This window comes from Myceligenerans halotolerans (genome assembly GCF_054782975.1).
Genome location: NZ_BAAGRL010000006.1, coordinates 1 through 18813, shown reverse-complemented (window position 1 = coordinate 18813; position 18813 = coordinate 1). Strand labels below are relative to the sequence as shown.

The following is an 18813-nucleotide window of genomic DNA, read 5'->3' as shown; positions in this document are numbered from 1 at the left end:
GGCGGGTCAGGCGTCTCCGGACGCTGCTCGCTCAGCGGTTCGGACGACGAAGGAATGGTCCGCCTTGTCGATGACGACGAGGGCGCCGTCCTCGTCTCGCGCCGAATCTTCCTTGAGGTAGGCATCGATCATCAGGTCAATCGAGTCGCCGCCGTCCTGCTGCCAGGCGGTGACCCTGTCGGCAAGCCGTTCGGCCAGGCTCGCTCCGTCGGGACCGAACCCGCAGGCACCGATCTGGAGCATCGGCATCTCATCGACACCGCCGACACGCCGCACGGTCAGGTACGCCAGCGAGGCATCGGTGAAGACTCCCCATGAGCCCCACGGATCCTTCGGGCGTGGAACACGCCCCTCCATGGCCGCGTCCGCGTTCACGAAGACACGGCAGAAGCCCGGCAGAGACGCGAGCCAGAAGTCCTGGTTCTCCGTCCATCCCCACGGAGCCTCCACGCCGGTCCAAGCCGTCTCGGGCTCGTTGTCCAAGACGTCCGCCAGTGCAGCGGCATCGACCGGCTTCCCGTCATCGATGCGCAGAGTCACATCGGGCCCGGAGCCGATCCGGATGTTCTGCTCGGCGACGGCGCCGATGCCCTTCATCGGGATGAACCCGTCCTCGACCACCGACACGCTTCGCAGCCCGTGATCGGAGTGCTCGAACGCGGTGACCCGGGTCAAGCCTCGCAGCCGCAGGGGCAGGACGAGACGGCCGCCTGGTGCGAGCTCCTCACGCCAGGCCGGGGAGACGTCCCATGCTCCGGCGGTGACCAGGATGCGGTCGAACGGGCCGTCCTCCGGCGCGCCGAGAGTTCCGTCCCCGGTGATCACCCGCACCCGGTCAGCGCCGTGGGCCGACAACGCGGCGCGGGCCGCGTCGGCGACCTGCGAGTCGTACTCGATCGTGGTAACCGCACCGTCCGGACCGACCAGGTGGTTCAGCAGCGCGGCGTTGTAGCCGGTACCCGACCCGATCTCCAGCACCCGATGCCCAGGCCCGACCTCGGCCTGCTCCAGCATCCCGGCCACCGTGCCCGGCGCAGAGGCCGAGCTGATCGGAACGCCCTCGGCGTCCCAATGCGTCACCACGGGATCGAGTCCGTACGCGCGCTCCAGCGGAACCTCCGGAACGAAGACATGCCTGGGAACCGCGAGCAGGGCACCTGCGATGTCGCCGCCGAGAGCGATCTGGAACTCGTGCAAGTGCTCCAGCATCTCGGCCCGCAACGACTCGGCGCTCTTCGTCTTGTCCACCCGTCGAGGCTACGGGAACGACCACCCACGTTGGCCCGCCGAACGGTGATCTCCGCGAGATGCCTTCAAGATGCCTGATCCCGCGCGGGGAATCACGCGATCGCCGTCGCGGTGTCGTCCCCGGTGCCTGCGCCGTCTCGTGGCCCGACAACGTGCAGTATCCGCACAACCTCCGGGCATGCGTTGTCGAGAAGGCCATCGAGTTCGGCAGGCTGGAGGCCCAGGACGCGACACAGACGCTCACGTGACCAAGGCGTCGGATCAGTGAGGCCCCTCTCCCATCGCCCGACGGTGGACGCCTGCACGCCGATCTCGTCCGCCACGTATTCCTGGGTCATCCCCAGGCTCCGCCGACGTCGAGCCAGCTCAGCACGTCGAGACGCCCGAGTTCTCCGGTCGGGCTGTGCACCATGCCGAGGCTCGACGACGCCAAGCGCCATCGCGGTCTCGGGGGTGATGACGACGACCACGGCCCGCGTCTCGGGCTGGCCACCGATCAGCCGCTCCAGGGACTGGGGCAGACGTTCAACGATCTCGTGGTGCAACGATCCAGTTCCCAGGCTGCGCATGCTTCCTCCGCGTTGGTCAGTCGTGCGGGGTGTGACGGAACGAGGCGTTGCGGCATCAGGCGCCCGTAGCAGGCAAGGGGTCCAGGGCCTGGTCCTTGGCCTGCTACGGGGTTACCCGCCGGGGGTAGCGGGCTTGCGGCCGGGCGCTGTACATGGAGATGCAGGAAGGAAGGGACTTCCAGGGGGTGCACGTACGGCCGCAAGTTCTCGGGTGTCATCTGGGATGCTGCGGTGCTGGGGTCAGTGCCATCGGAGCCGGACCAGCCAGGCCGCGGCGAGGACGAGGATGTAGATGACGATCAAGACACCGATGAGCACGGGGAGTCCCTCCAGGTCAGGGCCGAACGGCGGTGGAGTGGTAGTCGGGCTGGGGTCCGGTGAGACTCCCGGCGGTGATGGCGTTGAGGATGGTGGCGGCGCCGTGTTGTTCGAGGGTGCCGGTGGTGGCGTCGGCGGCCGCTTGTACCTCGGCGGACGCTCCGCCCATGGCTATCGCGGTAGCGGCCCATTTGAAGGCTGGGATGTCATTGACGTTGTCGCCGACGGCGAGCGTGCGGTCGGGGTGCACGCCCAGGCGTCGCCGGACGCGGTACAGGGCGGCGCCTTTGGAGAACAGGGACGGGCCAAGGTCGATCCAGGACTCGCCCGCAGGGGTTGCGCTGACGTCGAGCATGCGTACCTGTTGCAGCAGGGTGTCGGTGATGCCGGGTGCGTGCAGGACCAGGCGCGGCGTGGTCGCGGGGAGGCGGTCGTGGGAGACGACGGTTTGGCGGCCGTTGAGTAGGCCAGGCTCGAACCAGCGGGTGACGTGGTAACCGACGCCGACGTCCTCGACGGCGAGCGCAGTCTCGGGCATGAGTTTCCGCACCAGACTGACCACGGGTGCCGTCTGAAGGGTGTGCTTGTCGGTGATCTCGTACCCGCCCCGTGTGTTGGGTGTGAGACGAGCGGTGACCGCCCCGTTGGAGGCCACCAGCCAACCCGCTGTCAGGCCGAGGCCGGCGGCGATGGGCAGCAGGCCGACCAGGGATCTGCCGGAGGCCAGCACGAGGTGGTGCCCGGCGGCGATCACATCCTGCGCGGCGTCAGCGGTCACGGGCGGCACATCCATGCTGCCCTCTGCCACGATGGTGCCGTCCACGTCGAGGGCGATCAGCATCGGCCCCTGATCGGCCGTCCCACCACCATTGGTGAACCGTTCGGCGGCATCGGTGGACCCGCCGGTGTCTACGGTGAGTCCGAAGGCGTTGGTGAGTCCGCCGGCCGCGGTGGCGTCGATCGTAGTGGTGGTGGCGGTGATTCTGGTTTCGTTCATGCGTGCGTCCTTGCTGCGTGGCGGGGCGAGTGCTGAAAGGAGTGGCGTCCGAGCGCATCGGTCAGCCGGTGCGTGGCCGTCGCGGTTCGCGGGCCGACGGCAGTCGTGGCAGGCGGGGACGTCGCCATTGGTCCGTCTCTCGCGCCAGGTGTCTGGTCGATGACGACGCACACGGCGCCAGTGGGTTCGAGCTCGTCGGTGAGCCGGGCGTGCACGGTCGCGAGGCTGGTACAGGCGGGTACGACCACGAGTCGCGCCTGGTGCAGGCGTGCGGTCTCGGCGATCTGGCTGATCGTGAAGCCGTCGTAGCGGTCGGTCACGATCTGTGCCAGCGCGTAGCCCTCGGTCCGTACGTAGACGGTGATGGCCTCACGCTGGGCGTCGAGAGTGCAAGGGTCGGACGCGGAGACATAGGCGACCGCGACAGGGGCGGGCGCGTTCACCAGGTCGTCCTGGCCGGTTCGCGCAACGAGGAGCGGACCGGGACCTCCAGCCTGGGCACCACGACAGCGTGATCGGTGCTACAGGTCGCCGTGGTCATCGGTACCGACCGGGAATTTGCCGAACTGGTCATTTGGGACTCCGCTCTGCCGTGGTCTACTTGTGGTCCAGGCAATCCCAGGCAGACTCCACGCGGAACGATCGACGGGGTATCGAACGGTGTCGCTTTCACCGCCCTGTCCATAGGGAGGGGTGGCATGAAGAACGAGAAGCTCGCCGCATGGCTGGAGCGAGCGGGGATGAGTCGTGGCGAACTCGCCCGACGGATCAAGGCCAAGGCTGTCGAGTGGAACGAACCCCAGGTAGCGACAAGCACCACCCGCGTGCGGTTCTGGCTCGAAGGCCAGGTGCCACGCCACCCGCTGCCCGAGATCGTGGCCGAGGTCTTCTCCGACGCGGCCGGCTACCGGGTCACGACGTACGACCTGGGGTTCGGGGACGGGCCGGTCGACGTGAACGCGTTGGCCTACAACCCGTCGTTCACCGCTACGGTGGAGGCCGTCGCCGATCTCGGGAGGGCTGACGTGGACCGACGATCCTTTCTCGCGGGCGCGCCGTTCGCCGTGTTCGCAGGCGTGGGGCCTTCACGCGACTGGCTGGTCAACGTCCTGGATCAGAAGCCGGCCTCAGGGCCGCGAGTGCGCCTGGAAGATGTGACCGCCGTGCGGAACATGTTCGGCGAGTTCCAGCGGATGGACGTGCTGCAGGGCGGCGGCTCTGGGCGTCTCCTACTCGCCGAGTACATGAACCAGCACGTCTACCCGCTCCTGCGCCGTACGTACAGTGAGCCCGTGCGCCGGGCTCTGTGCGAGGCAGCCGCGGAGCAGACCTACCTGCTGGGCTGGATGGCCTACGACAACGGTGAGCACGGTGTTGCCCAGCGCTACCTGATCCAGGCGCTCCGCCTCGCTCAGGAGTCCGAGAACACTGCTCTCGGGTCACACGTCCTGGCGGGCATGGCGGACCAGGCCACCCTGCTGGGCAACCCGGCCGAGGGTCGGCGACTGGCCCAGGCGGGCAGGCTCGGCCTGTCCCGGACCGACTCGCCCGCATGCCTTGCCGACCTGTGGTGCCTCGAGGCCCGCGCCCTCGCACTTCTCGGGGACAAGGCCGCGGCATCGCATGCCGTCGTCGAATCGGAGAACATGCGCGCCAAGGTCCACCTGGAGAACGAACCAGAGTGGGCGGCCTTCATCGATCCCGCCTACCTTCACGGCGAGCACGCCAACACCTTCCGAGACCTCGGAGACACCAAGGCCGCCGCCGAGCACGCCCACCGATCCATCGAGCACTCCAGACGCCAGAACCGCGCGCGGCGCGGGGCCATGGCACACGCGGCCCTCGCCGTATCGCACGTGCAGCGCAACGACCTGGAGGCGGCCCACGCGACCAGCGTGCGCACGCTGAACCTGGCCAAGCAGGTCAAGTCCTCCCGCGCGACCTCAGCCGTACTCGACCTGCAGAAGCGGATGCAAGCCTTCGGCCCTCACCGGCTGGTGGCCGACTTGGACGAGCGCGTCCGCGCCGTCGCGTCCACCACGTAGCCAGACTCGCTCCGGGGAACTCCCCTGTGGCGAGTACCACCACGCCGCCCCATTGTGTTGCGGTGGTGGACCGGCTTCCCGGGCCGCATCAGGCTTGTCATGAAGCGCGGTCGCGGCGCGAGCAGTGCTCGGCGGCGTAACCCTGGCCAGATCACGACGAGATCAGCCGCGTGAACTCCTCATTACGGGCGGCCGGGAGTAGAGCATCAGAAAGCCGATCACGTCGCTCGCCAAGGAAGGCAAGTTCGGCGAGTATCCCCATCTTGCGGATGAGGTCAAGCTGCACCTCGATCGACGGCACCGGGAACATGAGTTGTTCAAATGACTTAATACCTAAGGTGCGGTTTCGGCCAGCGGAACCAGGTGAAGCATTACGAAGTTGATCGACGCCGCGAGCAGACGTGAAGTAGGCGAGGGCATAGTCGGGCAGCAAGTCCTCGCCTCTCGTCGTCCAGGTCATGAACCGATGAGAACCAATCATCCCTGCGTGAGCCTTCGACGCCAGCGCGACGGCGCCCTCCCAAGCGAAGATGTTGCTCACGACCAGATCGCTCGGTTCGATCTGAAACACCCGCTTGTTCCCAAGTTCCGCGCCGGTGATCGGCTCCTTGATGAAGAGCCCACGCCCGAATGAGCGGACACCAATCTCGCGATACACCTCATCCGGATTTACAGAGACGGCCCTGCGCTGAAGGCACAGAACATCGGAGACGCGCTCCGAGGGCGCATCCGCGGTCGCCCTGCGGATCAGTGATTCTCGAATGGCTCGGAGGCCGTCCCTCGCCAAGGCTGCGGGGCGTTGCTCAGCGATCGCATCGAGGCGGGCGGCGATGCGGCGTTGGGTGGGGAGGTCCGGGAGCGGGATCTTCGAATTTTCGAACGCCACACGGGACAACGTGCGATTGCGAACAGTCGTGCCGGGTGACGCCTTCCGGAGAAGATCGAGGCCCACATTACTGGCAAGATAGTGGAACAAGTACCTCACATTCAGATCAGGCGAAGGAACGTACGGGAGAAATCGGTTCGAGCACACGTATCCGCGCTCGGCCTCGCCAGAGACTGCAACCGCACCCTCCCACGCCTGGATGTTGCTGACGACGAGCGCCTTTTCGGGAAACGTGAAGTACCGCATGCTCCCCATCTCTTCAGCATCGGCCGCAGGGCGATGAAGAAATCCCTTGGCCCAGGAGTAGATTCCAATACGTCGATATGACTCGCCCGATGCCAGTTCGATCGGCGCTCGCACCATCTCCGTTACATCGCCAAGGCGAACCCACTCCATGCTCACTCGACCTCACCCTTCACCTCGGACTGGAGTTCGCGGAGGAGCTTGAGGATCTCTTCCTCGGTGCTGACAAGTTCGTCAAGTAGTTCGACAACCGGCTTGTTCTCCAGGGCCTCACCGACGTGAGGGTTGCGCAGGTCGAGGTCGTAGCCTCGCTCGACGATCTCGGCGACGGACACCTTCCAAGCGTGCTCGTTCTCCACGCGGTCGGCCCGCGCGGCAGCCGTAGTCGGCCCCCACCAGGCTTCGAGGTCCGCGAACTCCTCGTACCGCAGCGGCTTGGTCTTGGTGTAGTTCTTGCGGCCTTCGGGCGTTGGTAGTTCGTAGAACCACACGTCCGTCGTCGGACTCCCTGCCTCGAAGAAGAGGATGTTGCTCGGGATGAGCGTGTAGGGCGCGAACACACCGTTGGGCAGTCGGACGACGGTGTGCAGGTTGAACTTCTGGACGAGCTGCTTCTTGATCGCGCCGCCCACGCCCTTGTCGAACAGCACGGAGTTGGGCACGACGACGGCTGCACGGCCCTTGCGTCGTTCGATGCGTGCCATCACGGCTTGGAGGAACAGCCAGGAGGTCTCGGCGGTCCTCATCTTGAGCGGGAAGTTCTTGGCGATCTCGGTTTCTTCTTCGCCGCCGAAGGGTGGGTTGGTGAGGACCACGTCGACGACGTCGTCCCGCTGCTCGGCGATCGGCGATGCCAGCGCATTGCCGCGCTGGATCGCGGGTGCCTCGGCACCGTGGAGCAGGAGGTTCATCTGGCTCAGCAGGAACGGCAGCGGCTTCTTCTCGAATCCGCGCAGCGCGCCGCGCAGCCGCTGCCTGTCGGCCAGCGTCTTGACGGACTTTTCCTGGTGGGCCAAGGACTCGACGAGGAACCCGCCGGTGCCGACGGCGGGGTCCATGACGGTCTCGCCGATCTTGGGATCGATGCGTCCGACCATGAACCGCACCACGGGGCGGGGTGTGTAGAACTCCCCGGCGTCGCCGGCGGCGTCGCGCATCTCCTTGAGCATGGACTCGTAGACGTGTGCGACGGTGTGCAGGTCGTCGGAACTGTTGAAGTTGACCTTGTCGATCTGTTCGGCGACCTCGCCGAGCAGGAAGCCGGAGAGCATGCGGTTACGGGTGTCGGCGAAGACCATCCCGATCACGTCGCGTGCGTCGCCCTGCTTCCCCGTGCCGTGCAGGCCCGCGAGGTGTGGCAGGAGGTTGTCGTTCACGAAGGTGGTGAGCGCGTCGCCGGAGCGCCGTGTTGTCGCCTTGGGCCCGGCCCAGTCGCGCCAGCGGTAGGGCGCCTCGATCACCGGCGAGAAGTCGTCGTCGGTGAGTTCGTGCTCCCGCTCCTTGTCGTCGAACGCCTTGAGGAAGAGCATCCAGGAGAACTGAGGGATGCGGTCGACGTCGCCGTTGAGCCCGGGATCCTTGCGCATGATGTTCCGAGCGCGCTTGATGACCGTGGTGAGCTCGTCACGGGTCGTCGTCTTGCGGGCGTTCACTGGGCGATTTCCTCCGTCGGGAGATGGATGAGGGCTCGTGCGTAGATGCCGCGCGCCAGGTCGAGCGCGGCGGGGAGGGTGCCTGCCGCGACGTCGTGCTCGGACGCCATCGACGCGTACTCTTCGGTCCATGCCGCGGGCGGATCGGGGAGATCGGGTAGCGGAGCGGCCGCATCACGGGCGCCGAAGACGGCCAGCAGGCGATGCGCCAGGGGCTCGGCCTCAACCAGTCCCGCTTCGGCGAGGAGGGTGATGTCGAGGAGATCCTTGACTCTGGTCGACGGTCGCGGGTGCGCGAACAGCTTGGTCAGAGCATGGAACTTCTCCGCCAGGTGCTGCGCGAGGTCGACGGCCGGGACGACCACCGGCTCCCAATCGAGCTCGGCGACGACGACCGGAAGCCTGACGGGCTCGACGCCACCCGAAACTTCTCCGGGACGGGCGACAACGTCGAGCCGGATCTGAGTGAACGGCTTACCTGCCAGGTTCGCGGAGATCGAGAGGTGCATCCCGGGACCACCCGCCTCCTGCGAGTCCACGAGGTGCTCGCGGGCTCGAGTCACGTGGAACACGAAGCCGTCGCCGTCGATGTCCTCGGCCATGGCGTCGACGATCGCGTCACGCAGGTCGTCGAGCGGTTCCTGGGCGGTGAGGTCGAGGTCGCGGGTAGCGCGGGCTCGGGATCCCAGGCGCGCTTCGAGGAGGTAACCGCCCTTCAGGACCCACCGACCATCGTGCGCCAGGCGGCGCAGGAGGCGCTGGAACGTGAGATGTCGGCGTAGGCGGTTGACGTCCGTCCCTTGTTCCTGGGCCAGGAGCAGAAGCCGGGTGTCGAGGCTGGCACGAAGAGCCTCCGGTGAGCGAGGGCTCATGCGGAAACTCCCGCCAGCGCGCGCTCGATGTGGAGCGCGGCGCGCGGGCCGAACTCGTCCGCGCGCCGGCGCAGCGCGCCGGCAGATGCGAGCCCGCGATCGAGTGCATCCGCCACGGCTGCATCCGTCGCCTCCTGCCCGGCATCACTCGCGGCGAGGTCGAAGAGAGTGCGCAGCGGCGTCGTCACGCGGAATCCTTGGCGCTGCTCGATGTCCTTGCTCGGAAGATCAGCCTGGTATACGCGCACAGCCGAATGCTTGGCCCGGAACCTGGGCGGAACCGTCATGGTGATGACGCCGGGGTCCAGAAGTCCCAGATCATGTACCGCCAGTGCGCTCGCATGCGAGATCACTCCTTGCCCCCTGCTCCACAGTGTCCACAGGACGTAGACGTCCTCGATCTGACTCGGCCAGTCGCGCAGGCGGAAGATCCCTCGCTCTACCCGAAGCCAGTTGCCGCGGTCCACGTGGTACTTCTGCGCCTGGTGACTCAGTCCCGCCTCGACTGCCTGGGCGGCGGTGAAGTAGCCGGCCTGCCGATAGGCGACAGCCTGCACCTGCAGCAGTGCGTCGCGACGGTCGGCCATGGTGCAAGTTTACCCGAGACACTCATGTTCTGCTCAACTTACACGTTCCACAGCGGCACGAAACTCAAGTAGACGGCGAGGAGTCGTACAACCACGCCTGAACCTCACGGAGGAACGCGTCCAGATCACGGCGACCGCCGAACGCCTGCACCAACTCCATGGGCGTCCCCCTGTGAGACAACGGCGGCACGTGCAACGCGCCGATCGAGAACTCGTCCGGACCGCTCTCCGCGTACCTGTCCAGAAGAACGTCCAGGATGCCGCGGGCGGTCTCGGACATCGCATCGATCTCTTCACCATGGGCGACGCGGATCCGCTCCACCCGCTCGCGCCGGGACCGTGGCGGCAGGTTCCATGCAGCGTGGATCAACAGGTCGAAGGCGTCGGCGTCGGGAGTCTTGGAGACCCTGGCGAGGTCTTCGAACTCGATCCCGCGCTCGCCAAGCCGGTGGGTCAGCTCACGGCGTCGGGCAGGATCCGCCCAGGCCGATGCGAAGTCATCCAGGGTCGGGAAGAGTGAGCGGACCTGTTCGCCAGCGTACGACACGAGTTCGACGGTCCGGTGCCGGCCCGTCGACGGATCGATGATCCTGATCTGCTCGCCGAGCAGTTCGACGTGCTCACCGTCGACCACCAGCATGCGCCGGGGGACAGCCGGTCGGCCATCCTCACCATTGCCATGCGGGAGGAAGTCCGGTTCATCGGGCGTCGCACCGGACTGGCCGTCGTCCTCGAAACTGAGCGGGTCCTCACCGGGATCCTCGACGTGCACCTCGCCTTCCTCGGTAACCCGTTCCTTGCGGGGTCCGGGCAGAGGACCGTCGAACTCCGGGTCGTCGAACTTGGCCGAGGCTCCAACGAAGTCGACCACCTCGAAGTACTGCTTGCCCTTGGGTGGATACAGGCGGGTGCCGCGTCCGACGATCTGCTTGAACTCGACCATCGAACCGACAGGGCGGCACAGGACCACGAAGTCGAGATCTTCGATGTCCACACCCGTGGACAGCAGGCGCATCGTCGTCGCAGCGGACGGCACGGGGCTCTCGGGCGACGTCAGCTCCGCGAGCAGCCGCTCCTTCTCCGGCTCCGTTCCGACGATGGTCGCGGCCCAGGCAGGGTCGCGCCGGGTACGGTCCGGGTCGGCGTTCCGGAGCGCCCGCGCCATGGCGTAGGCATGGTCCCCGCTCACGCAGAAGACCACAGCGCGGGATGGGCCGATCTCTGCCGGGCGCGAGTCATCCTTCTCTCGGAGGATCCGGACCAGGTGGCGCGCCATCGCGTCCGTCCGGTCCGGCAGCGACAGCCGCCGTTCGAAATCGGGTGTCGTGAACGTGCCGTCCGGAATCGGTTGCCCGTGAACATCGACCTGCCCGGGCGACGCCGCCCAGCCGAACGCGTCGACGTCGAGCATGACGCGGCGAACCCGGTACGGGGCGAGATATCCGTCCGCGATCCCGTCCGCGAGCGAATACTCGTAGACCGGTTTGCCGAAGTAGTCGTAGGTATCGACGTTCGTGTCTCGCTTGGGTGTGGCCGTCAGGCCCACCTGGATCGCGGGCGAGAAGTGATCCAGGATGGACCGCCACCGCGACTCCTTGGCAGCGCTCCCCCTATGACACTCGTCCACGACGACCAGGTCGAAGAAGTCCGGCGGGTACGACTCGAACACCGAGGGCGGCGTACCCGCGTCCTCGTTGACCTCGGCATCCGGGTCAGCGGCGTCTCCATCGAGCGCGTGATACGTGGCGAAATAGATGTCACGGCTCAGCGTGGGGTTGCGCTTCGTGATCCGCGTGACGGCCTCGCCGAACACAGTCCGGAAGTCGGCCATCGGATCGGTGATGAGGATGTCCCGGTCAGCGAGGTACAGCACACGGAGCGAGCCGTTCACCCCCGCCGGAGGCGCCTGCCGCAACTTGTGGATCAGTTGCAGCGCGGTGAACGTCTTGCCGGTGCCGGTCGCCATGAGAAGAAGTGCCCGACGATTGCCGGCGCCAATCGCGGAGATCACGCGGTTGATCGCAGCGCGCTGGTAATAGCGGGGCGTGCGGACCTGCCGGCCGCCGCTCGTGCGGAGCCTCCGGTCGAACGGAACCTGAAGGGTGCGGATCGTCGCCTCGTCCAGACCGCGCTTCTCGCGGAAGGATGCCCACAGGGCGTCACGACTCGGGAACTCAGCGAGATCCTGCTCCGTGCCGGCGATCAGGTCGCAGAGCACGATCCCCTGCCCGTTGGTCGAGAGCGCGAACGGCACATCGAGGCGCTTCGCGTAGTCGATCGCCTGCTGAAGGCCGTCGCCAGGACCACGACGCAAGCGCTTGGCCTCGACCACCGCGATCGGCACGCCGTCGATCTCGAGCACGTAGTCCGCGTACCGGAGTTCGCCCTTCGCAGCGCGCACTGCGTGCTCGGACTCCGGGTTCTGCAACTCGTACTCGGCCACCCAGTCGTCCTCGGACCAACCCGCCCGTCGGAGTGCGGGCTCGACGAACCGGGCGCGGGTCTCGGCTTCGTTCGGATCAGACGTCACGCTCAGGCTCCCTCAAGCCGGCATCAGGCTGCCGCCTGAGCATATGCGCTCGTCCATCAAGCCGAGAAAAAACGGGAATCCTGTGGCGAGCCTCACCCCGGAGCGATCGGCTCCAGCCGGCGAGGCGGGGCTACAGCCGTACTGTGAGGTGGTCACAGATGGCGTCCTGCGCTCCGATACGACTCACTCCGGGCGGGTGCCTCGGTGGAGGGCGACGACGCCGCCGCTCGCGTTGCGGTAGTGGACCGGCTTCCAGCCCGCGTCGAGCATCAGGCGGGCCAGGGCGACCTGGTCGGGCCAGGAGCGGATCGACTCCGCGAGGTAGTCGTAGGAGCCTCGATCCCGCGTGACCGCGCCGGCGACCACGGGCAGGGCCCGCATCAGGTACTCCTGGTACAGCACCCGGAACGGCATCCAGGTGGGCGTGGAGAACTCGCAGATCACCACGCGGCCGCCGGGCCGCGTCACCCGCAGCATCTCGCGCAGCGCTGCCGCGGTGTCCACCACGTTCCGCAGCCCGAAGCTGATCGTCACCGCATCGAAGGACTCGTCCGCGAACGGCAGGCGTGTCGCGTCGCCGGCCACGAAGGGCAGGTCCGGGCGGCGCTCCTTGCCCACCCGCAGCATGCCGAGGCTGAAGTCGGACGGCACCACGTGTGCGCCGTCGGCGTCGAACGGCTCGCTCGACGCGCCCGTCCCGGCCGCGAGGTCGAGCACTCTGTCCCCCGGCTTCGCGCCGACCGCTTCCCGCACCAGCTTCCGCCAGCGGCGGTCCTGTCCCAGGGAGATCAGGTCGTTGGTGAGGTCGTAGCGCTTGGCGATGCCGTCGAACATCGACGCGACCTCGTCGGGCTGCTTCTCCAGGCTGGCGCGAGACATGGGGTCATCGTCCCACGTCCGGTCCCCTGACTTCGCCGCCGGGCAGCGCTCCGACACCGGTCCCCGAACCTGGTCATGGCTTCGGCGCGGCGGCTCGCCGCCCCGACGGCGCCGTGGTCGGCACTTCGCCGCGGCTCAGTCCGCGCCCAGTGCGTAGCGCATCGGCTCCAGCTTGGCGTCCGACTCCGCCAGCTCCGCCACCGGGTCCGACGCGGCCACGATTCCGCAGCCCGCGAAGAGCCGCACGTGGCGCGGGTTCCGCTCGGAGATCTCCGCCGAGCGCAGCGCGATGCCCCACTCGCCGTCGCCGTCGGCCCCGACCCAGCCCACCGGGCCCGCGTAGCGCGCCCGGTCCATGCCCTCGATCTCGCGGATCAGGGAACGCGCCGCCACGGTCGGCGTGCCGCACACGGCGGCGCTCGGGTGCAGGGCAGCGGCCAGCGAGAGGGACGACGGCGGCCGTGGTGCGCCCGGATCAGCCGCGCCGCCGGCCTCGGGGTCCCACGGCCCGGGCCGGGCACCATGCTCGTCGTGCCACCCGGCCGGGCGCTCACCGTACGAACCGACCGGACGCTCGTCGTGCGAACCAGCCGGGTGCTCACCGCGCGAACCGGCCGGGTGGCCGTCACGCGACCCGGCCGGCAGGCCCAGCACCGCCGTCACGTCGGTGGCCAGGTGCATGACGTTCGGCAGGTGCAGCACGAACGGCACCTCCGGCACGTCCATGGACGAGCAGAACGGCGCCAGCGCGGCGGCCACGGAGCGCGCCGCGTACTGGTGCTCCTCCAGGTCCTTGGACGAGCGGGCGAGGCGCGCCGCGATGAGGCGGTCCGACTCCTCGTCGTCGCCGGGCCCGTGGTCCCGGCTCTCGGCACGCGGGATCGTGCCCGCCAGCACGCGGGACGTGACCATGCCCTTCTCGCTACGTACCAGCAACTCCGGCGTCGCGCCGACCAGCCCGTCCACGCTGAACGTCCAGCACGCCTCGTACGCGCCGGCCAGACGCCGCAGCAGGTGGCGCGGGTCTACGGGACTCTCGGCGGTGGCGGCGACGTCGCGCGCCAGCACCACCTTGTCGAGCTCGTGTGTCCTGATCCGCGCGACGCCCTCCGCGACGACGGCCTTCCAGTCCTCCGGGGACACGGATCCTTCGGCGTAGCTCACGCGGCCGGGCGCCGTGACCGGAGTGCGAGGGTAGGCGTCGGGCAGCAACTCGGGAGCGGGCGCGGCCCGGTCGCCCACCAGTTCGATCGTCGTCGTCCAGCACACGCCGTCACGGCGGCCCGCCACGACACGCGGCACGATGAGGGCTCCGCTCGCGCGCGTGGGGTCCTCCGCCTCGTCGCCGGGGACGACGTCGTCGAACGCGAACGATCCGAATGCGATGGGGCCGGTTCCGGGCAGGCCGACGTCGTCGTGCACGGACGCGCCCACCAGGACCTGGTGCCAGGCGTGCTCGGCGTCGGCGAACCGGCCGGGACCGAACGTCTCGAACCGCAGCGCCTCGCCCCAGCCGACGATGCCGTCGCCGTGCTTCACCCACGCGAGCGGGCGGGCGTCGGGCAGGAGGTCGACGAGGGCCGTGAGGTCGGCCGGCAGGTCCTCGGTACGAGAGGTGCGTACCACGAGGCGCGGCGGCGCGAGCGGGGGTGCGGTGACGGTCATCGTTCCCAGAATAGGTCGGTTCCGCGGGCCGACCCACAGCCTGCAACGGAGATCACAGACGCGGCCGGGGCGGGCCGGCACGCATGCTGCTGGTGCGGCGCGGTGTGGTCGGGGGTTTGGCGCATGGTCGGTCAATCACTTGCACGACCACACGCCAAACCCACGACCACGCACCGGCACCCGCGGCCACGCGCAGGCGGCCGGCCGGATGGCCTACGGGTCGCCCGCCTCCGGGCCCTCGCCGATCGGGTGGAGGTCGTCGCCCCAGACCTGCTCGCGGAAGTTCGACCAGACCTGCACGTCGCTCGTGGCGCCCAGCAGGTCGATCTGCGCGCCCGACAGGGCGAGCAACCACGCGATGATCGACTCCGGCGGCTCGTCGGCGATGCCCTCGAAGTCGGGGCAGCCGAGGTTGATCCCCGAGATGTACATCGTCGCGTCGCCGTCCATGGAGACGTAGCCCGCGCTCGTGTCGGTCCCGGCCGCGACCGGGGCGCCCGCGGCGTCGGTGTCGTACGCGTAGGTCTTGAGCCAGAAGCCCGGGACCCTGACGTGGTCGGCGACGATCCGGAGCGCGTCACGCCGCTCGACCTCGTGCGTCACGGGAACGGAGACGAGCGCGATGGACTTGATCCCGCTGATCTCGAGATCCTTCGTCCGCAGGTCGGCCGGCAGCGAGAAGGTGTTCCTGTTGTCCTGGCCCGCCGGGATCATCGGCAGGGTGACGTTCCGCTTCTCGCCGTCGCAGACGTAGCCGATCGAGAGCCCCTTCTCGGACTCGTCGGTCGAGAAGAGCTCGGCAGCCGCCTCGTCCGAATCGTCGGACGCGGTGCCGCCGTCCCCGGACCCCTCGGAGTCGTCGTCCTCCGAGCCGCCCGTGACGCCGTCGACCGCGTCGCCGACGCCGTCGGTCACGTCGTCGACGACGTCGCCGATCGGGTCGTCGGACTCGGTGGCACTCGGGGAGGCCGACGGGGACTCGGACGGATCTGCGTCACCGTCCTCCTCGTCGCACGTGATGATCGGGATCCAGTCGATGGGGTCCCAGCAGTCGTCGTCGGCCGTGCGCAGCGCCGTCGGCTGCACACCGCCCAGCACGAGTGCGCCCGCCAGCACGACGACCGCCGACTTGGCGTGCAGGGTGCGCCCGCCGTTGTCGGCCGGGAGGAGCTTTCCGGGCTCACCCGGGCCGCCGTCGGACACACTGCCGTCAGCAGGCCGGAGCCCCTCCGGCTCACCCGGACCGACGTCGGACACACGGCCGTCAGCAGGCTGGAGCTTCCCGGTCTCACCCCGGCCGCCGTCGGACATGCCGTCCTCAGCAGGCCGGAGCCTCTCGGGATCTCCCGGGCCGACGCCGGGCGCACCGTCGTCGGGCGCACCGTCGTCGGATACCTCGAAGATGCCGTCGCCTGCTCCGGCGGACGTGCCGTCCGAGCGCTCTCCTGCGGACGCGCCGTCCGACGGCGACCACGAGACGACGACGATGCCGCCGATCGCGCCGAGCAGGAACCCGACGACCCAGCCGCCGAGATTCACGCCGGAGAGCGTGTAGACCGAGATGACGAGGATGAGGACCCCGTAGAAGATCCGGTGGACGGGCTGCACCATGGACAGCACGCCCAGCAGGATCAGAGCGATAGGCAGGATGGTCGCCTGGAACCCCTCGATACCGACCGAGAGTTGCAGGTCGGGCACGCCGTCGACGCCGAACGTGTCGGCGAGCCCGCCGACGTCGATCGGGCCGGACAGCAGGAGTTCCAGGCCGGCCAGGATCACGAGCACGCCCCCGACGAACGGGCGCTGCTTGCGCCACGGGCCGAACGCCCGTCGCGCGGCGGCCAGCCTGCCCCTCAGCCCGGGGCGGCCGGCGCCGGCCTGACCATCCCCCGGGTTCAGAAGCACTCCTCGCCGTCCGTGAGCGTGAGCTTCAGGTCGGTCAGCTGGAACACGGCCGCCTGGGTGCTCCACGAGACCTGCTGGAGGCCGTCGATGTTGATGGCGTCGGAGTCCATGGCGAAGTCGCCCTGGTCGCCCTTGCTCGCCGTGTTCACCGTCGACGCGTCCACGCCGATGCGGATGTCGCGGAAGGTCGCGGTGCCGGAGAGGTCCGTCATGCCGATCTGGAGGTCGGTGGCCTTGGCGGGCTCGTCGCCGTCGCCGGCCGTGATCTTGATGCCGACCTTGCCGAGCGGCGTCTCCTCCACGACGGTCTGGCAGAGGTTGTAGAGCTTGGCGTCCTTGATGTTCGCGATGGCGGCGGGGTGCTGCGTGCCGTCGGACGCCGTCGCCTGGCCGGCGTACTGCGAGAACCCCACGCCCTCCAGTTTGTCGGCGGCGATCTTGAACTGACCGCCGGCGATGGCGAACGAGACCGGCACCGCACCCTGGGCCACGCCACCGAGGAGCAGGCTGGCGGCCGCTGCCACCGGGATCGCGGCGAGGGCCACACGCCCCTTGCGCGACTTCGTCAGGTTGCTGAGCTTCATGTGTTTCCCCTTTGGACACAGATCGAGGCGACTCCTTCGTCGTCGAGCGAGACCGTAGCCGACTACTGAGTGGCAGTCAATTGTCTCGATCGTGGTAAGCGATCGGGAGACGCCCTTCGGCGCGTGATACCGGGGCTCAGCAGCCCCAAGCCGGGACGATTCACCCAGGCGGCGCACAGGTTGGTGGATATGCTCGCAACATGGCAAGCAGCCGCAGAACCCGACTCCGCCCGGAGGAACGCAGGGACCAGCTCGTGGCCCTCGGTGTGGCCACCCTGGCGAACCGTCCGCTGTCCGAGGTCACCGTCGAGGAGATCGCCGCCGAAGCCGAGGTCTCGACGGGCCTCGTCTACTACTACTTCGGCTCGAAGAACGGGCTGCACCACGAGATCGTGCTGCGCGCGCGGGACTCGATGCTGCACGCGAGCGAACCCCGGCCGGACCTTCCCCCGCTCGACCGCCTGCACGACACCCTCGAGCGGCTCGTGACCTATGTCCGCGAGCACGGGCCCACGTTCTACTCGCTGGTGCGGGGCGCGGCGAGCGGCGACGAGGAGGTACGGGAGCTCATCGAGAGCGCGCGGCGCGAGCAGACCGAACGCGCGGTCGTCGCCGTCACCGAGATGGGCGTCGAGGACACCCCGATGCTGCGCATGGCGCTGCGGTCCTGGGTGGCGCTGGCGGAGCAGGCGCTGGTCGACGGCGGCCTCAACACCGACATCCCCGCCGCCGATCTCATCGCCTACCTGGAGAGCAGCATGTTCGGCGTGGTCAGCGCGACGGGTGCGCAGCTCGACGCGGGACCGCTGACGGCGACGACCTAACGGATGGACCGCCGCCGGCCGCGGGCCGGCGGCGCGGTCGGTCGGTCTGATGTCGAGTGGTCGGTCCGATGTCCGTGCGGTCGGCCGCTTGAGGGACCGATCGCTCGACATCCGACCGACCACTCGACACCGGACCGACCGCGCCACTACCCGCACGGCGTCGGGCACCGGGGTGGTTTCAGAGCACCTTGGCCATCAGCAGGCACGGGTTCTCGACCCACATGTCCGGGAACTCCTCGACCGGGAGAAAGCCGACCGCCTCGTAGAAGGCCCGCGTCCGGTCGTAGCCCGGGTCCGGTCGTGACGGCCCGAAGGTCTTGACGGTGAGCAGGCGGACGCCCCGGGCGCGCATGTCGTCCTCGGCGCGACGCAGGAGGGCCCGCCCGATTCCCGTGCGGTGGTACTTGCGCCGAACGGCGAGCAGGTGGACCTCTGCCGTGCTGTCGTAGCGCGGGTCGAGGAGCAGGATGCCCGTCACGTCGGCGACGGGTATCCGGGAGCCGTCGAGCGCGCCTTCCGCGAAGCTGTCGCTCGGGGCGTCCACGCGGACGCCGTCGCCCGTGAAGTGGGCATTCACGGCGAGGTAGTTGGGAAATTTCCGGGCCGCGTCCTCGTATTCGTCCGTGAACTTCTCGAGGCCGAACCATTCGGGAAGTTCGCCGAGAATGTCGTGGGCAGCATCTGATCGGCCTCGCGTCCGCACCACGTCGTAGGTCCCAATCACGCGCATCAAGGTAGTACTTAATCGGGCTATTCACTATGCACACTAGTGGTAATTCCCTAAAGACACCTTTGCCCCTTTGCGACCCCTTGGGTACCTTCCGCGGCATCCTGAAGACACCACACCCCTCGGGGTAGCGGCGCGTCCTGCCCACCGACCGCCGCCGAACCGCAACCCCGGGCCCTGCCGCCCCCTCGAACCGCAACCCGGGCGCGCCGGCCGCTGCCGAACCGCATGGTGAATCGTGCCAATCTCGATTTGGCACGATTCACCATGCGGTTCGGCAGC

General features: G+C 68.4%; 16 protein-coding genes. 2 read left to right on the top strand and 14 right to left on the bottom strand.

The window, feature by feature from the left end; genetic code table 11:
• Positions 1–6: 6 nt before the first annotated feature.
• From fxlM to ACYVK5_RS03325, 4 genes are all read right to left on the bottom strand, one after another.
• Positions 7–1248 carry a methyltransferase, FxLD system gene (fxlM, locus tag ACYVK5_RS03340; protein ID WP_460701874.1) on the bottom strand — a complete coding sequence of 414 codons (1242 nt, stop codon included), beginning with the start codon at positions 1246–1248 and terminating at the stop codon, positions 7–9.
• 92 nt (positions 1249–1340) lie between these two features.
• Positions 1341–1817: a helix-turn-helix transcriptional regulator gene (locus ACYVK5_RS03335; protein WP_460701873.1), complete on the bottom strand. Its 477-nt coding sequence runs from the start codon at positions 1815–1817 to the stop codon at positions 1341–1343.
• Between the two features lie 334 nt (positions 1818–2151).
• On the bottom strand, positions 2152–3132 hold the full coding sequence (locus ACYVK5_RS03330) for an HAD family hydrolase (protein WP_460701872.1): 981 nt from the start codon (positions 3130–3132) through the stop codon (positions 2152–2154).
• A complete protein-coding gene (locus ACYVK5_RS03325; protein WP_460701871.1) occupies positions 3129–3575 on the bottom strand; it encodes a hypothetical protein in 447 nt (148 codons plus the stop codon). Before ACYVK5_RS03325 ends, ACYVK5_RS03330 begins: the two co-directional genes overlap by 4 nt.
• Before the next feature lie 255 nt (positions 3576–3830).
• Between ACYVK5_RS03325 and ACYVK5_RS03320 the strand changes: the two genes are divergently transcribed.
• Positions 3831–5177 carry a hypothetical protein gene (locus ACYVK5_RS03320; RefSeq protein WP_460701870.1) on the top strand — a complete coding sequence of 449 codons (1347 nt, stop codon included), beginning with the start codon at positions 3831–3833 and terminating at the stop codon, positions 5175–5177.
• Positions 5178–5328: 151 nt separating this feature from the next.
• Here ACYVK5_RS03320 and ACYVK5_RS03315 read toward each other — a convergent pair whose 3' ends face one another.
• From ACYVK5_RS03315 to ACYVK5_RS03275, 9 genes are all read right to left on the bottom strand, one after another.
• Positions 5329–6459 carry a restriction endonuclease subunit S gene (locus tag ACYVK5_RS03315; RefSeq protein ID WP_460702949.1) on the bottom strand — a complete coding sequence of 377 codons (1131 nt, stop codon included), beginning with the start codon at positions 6457–6459 and terminating at the stop codon, positions 5329–5331.
• A gap of 2 nt (positions 6460–6461) precedes the next feature.
• Positions 6462–7958 (bottom strand): class I SAM-dependent DNA methyltransferase, encoded by a 1497-nt coding sequence (locus ACYVK5_RS03310; RefSeq protein WP_460701869.1) that lies wholly within the window; start codon positions 7956–7958, stop codon positions 6462–6464.
• Positions 7955–8830, bottom strand: coding sequence for a nucleotidyl transferase AbiEii/AbiGii toxin family protein (locus ACYVK5_RS03305; RefSeq protein WP_460701868.1), 876 nt, complete (start codon positions 8828–8830; stop codon positions 7955–7957). The genes ACYVK5_RS03310 and ACYVK5_RS03305 overlap by 4 nt, the downstream gene beginning before the upstream one ends.
• On the bottom strand, positions 8827–9417 hold the full coding sequence (locus tag ACYVK5_RS03300) for a type IV toxin-antitoxin system AbiEi family antitoxin domain-containing protein (protein ID WP_460701867.1): 591 nt from the start codon (positions 9415–9417) through the stop codon (positions 8827–8829). Before ACYVK5_RS03300 ends, ACYVK5_RS03305 begins: the two co-directional genes overlap by 4 nt.
• Before the next feature lie 64 nt (positions 9418–9481).
• Complete coding sequence (gene hsdR / locus ACYVK5_RS03295; RefSeq protein WP_460701866.1) at positions 9482–11947, bottom strand: EcoAI/FtnUII family type I restriction enzme subunit R; 2466 nt, start codon at positions 11945–11947, stop codon at positions 9482–9484.
• A 183-nt stretch (positions 11948–12130) separates the two neighbouring features.
• Positions 12131–12826 carry a demethylmenaquinone methyltransferase gene (locus ACYVK5_RS03290; RefSeq protein ID WP_460701865.1) on the bottom strand — a complete coding sequence of 232 codons (696 nt, stop codon included), beginning with the start codon at positions 12824–12826 and terminating at the stop codon, positions 12131–12133.
• Between the two features lie 135 nt (positions 12827–12961).
• Complete coding sequence (locus tag ACYVK5_RS03285) at positions 12962–14491, bottom strand: isochorismate synthase (RefSeq protein ID WP_460701864.1); 1530 nt, start codon at positions 14489–14491, stop codon at positions 12962–12964.
• Between the two features lie 213 nt (positions 14492–14704).
• Positions 14705–16396: a DUF6114 domain-containing protein gene (locus ACYVK5_RS03280; protein WP_460701863.1), complete on the bottom strand. Its 1692-nt coding sequence runs from the start codon at positions 16394–16396 to the stop codon at positions 14705–14707.
• On the bottom strand, positions 16387–16980 hold the full coding sequence (locus ACYVK5_RS03275) for a DUF6230 family protein (RefSeq protein ID WP_460701862.1): 594 nt from the start codon (positions 16978–16980) through the stop codon (positions 16387–16389). Before ACYVK5_RS03275 ends, ACYVK5_RS03280 begins: the two co-directional genes overlap by 10 nt.
• A gap of 200 nt (positions 16981–17180) precedes the next feature.
• On the opposite strand from ACYVK5_RS03275, the gene ACYVK5_RS03270 reads away from it, so the two are divergent.
• The gene (locus tag ACYVK5_RS03270) at positions 17181–17804 is read left to right on the top strand and encodes a TetR/AcrR family transcriptional regulator (RefSeq protein WP_460701861.1); all 624 of its coding nucleotides are present in this window, start codon (positions 17181–17183) and stop codon (positions 17802–17804) included.
• A 178-nt stretch (positions 17805–17982) separates the two neighbouring features.
• On the opposite strand, the gene ACYVK5_RS03265 is transcribed toward ACYVK5_RS03270, so the two are convergent.
• On the bottom strand, positions 17983–18528 hold the full coding sequence (locus ACYVK5_RS03265) for a GNAT family N-acetyltransferase (RefSeq protein WP_460701860.1): 546 nt from the start codon (positions 18526–18528) through the stop codon (positions 17983–17985).
• Positions 18529–18813 lie beyond the last annotated feature (285 nt).

Bases quoted from the DNA above. Each gene is read 5' to 3' on its own strand.
- ACYVK5_RS03335 (WP_460701873.1), bottom strand. From the start codon at position 1,817: ATGCGCAGCCTGGGAACTGGATCGTTGCACCACGAGATCGTTGAACGT.
- ACYVK5_RS03330 (WP_460701872.1), bottom strand. From the start codon at position 3,132: ATGAACGAAACCAGAATCACCGCCACCACCACTACGATCGACGCCACC.
- ACYVK5_RS03320 (WP_460701870.1), top strand. From the start codon at position 3,831: ATGAAGAACGAGAAGCTCGCCGCATGGCTGGAGCGAGCGGGGATGAGT.
- ACYVK5_RS03315 (WP_460702949.1), bottom strand. From the start codon at position 6,459: ATGGAGTGGGTTCGCCTTGGCGATGTAACGGAGATGGTGCGAGCGCCG.
- ACYVK5_RS03305 (WP_460701868.1), bottom strand. From the start codon at position 8,830: ATGAGCCCTCGCTCACCGGAGGCTCTTCGTGCCAGCCTCGACACCCGG.
- ACYVK5_RS03300 (WP_460701867.1), bottom strand. From the start codon at position 9,417: ATGGCCGACCGTCGCGACGCACTGCTGCAGGTGCAGGCTGTCGCCTAT.
- ACYVK5_RS03290 (WP_460701865.1), bottom strand. From the start codon at position 12,826: ATGTCTCGCGCCAGCCTGGAGAAGCAGCCCGACGAGGTCGCGTCGATG.
- ACYVK5_RS03285 (WP_460701864.1), bottom strand. From the start codon at position 14,491: ATGACCGTCACCGCACCCCCGCTCGCGCCGCCGCGCCTCGTGGTACGC.
- ACYVK5_RS03275 (WP_460701862.1), bottom strand. From the start codon at position 16,980: ATGAAGCTCAGCAACCTGACGAAGTCGCGCAAGGGGCGTGTGGCCCTC.
- ACYVK5_RS03270 (WP_460701861.1), top strand. From the start codon at position 17,181: ATGGCAAGCAGCCGCAGAACCCGACTCCGCCCGGAGGAACGCAGGGAC.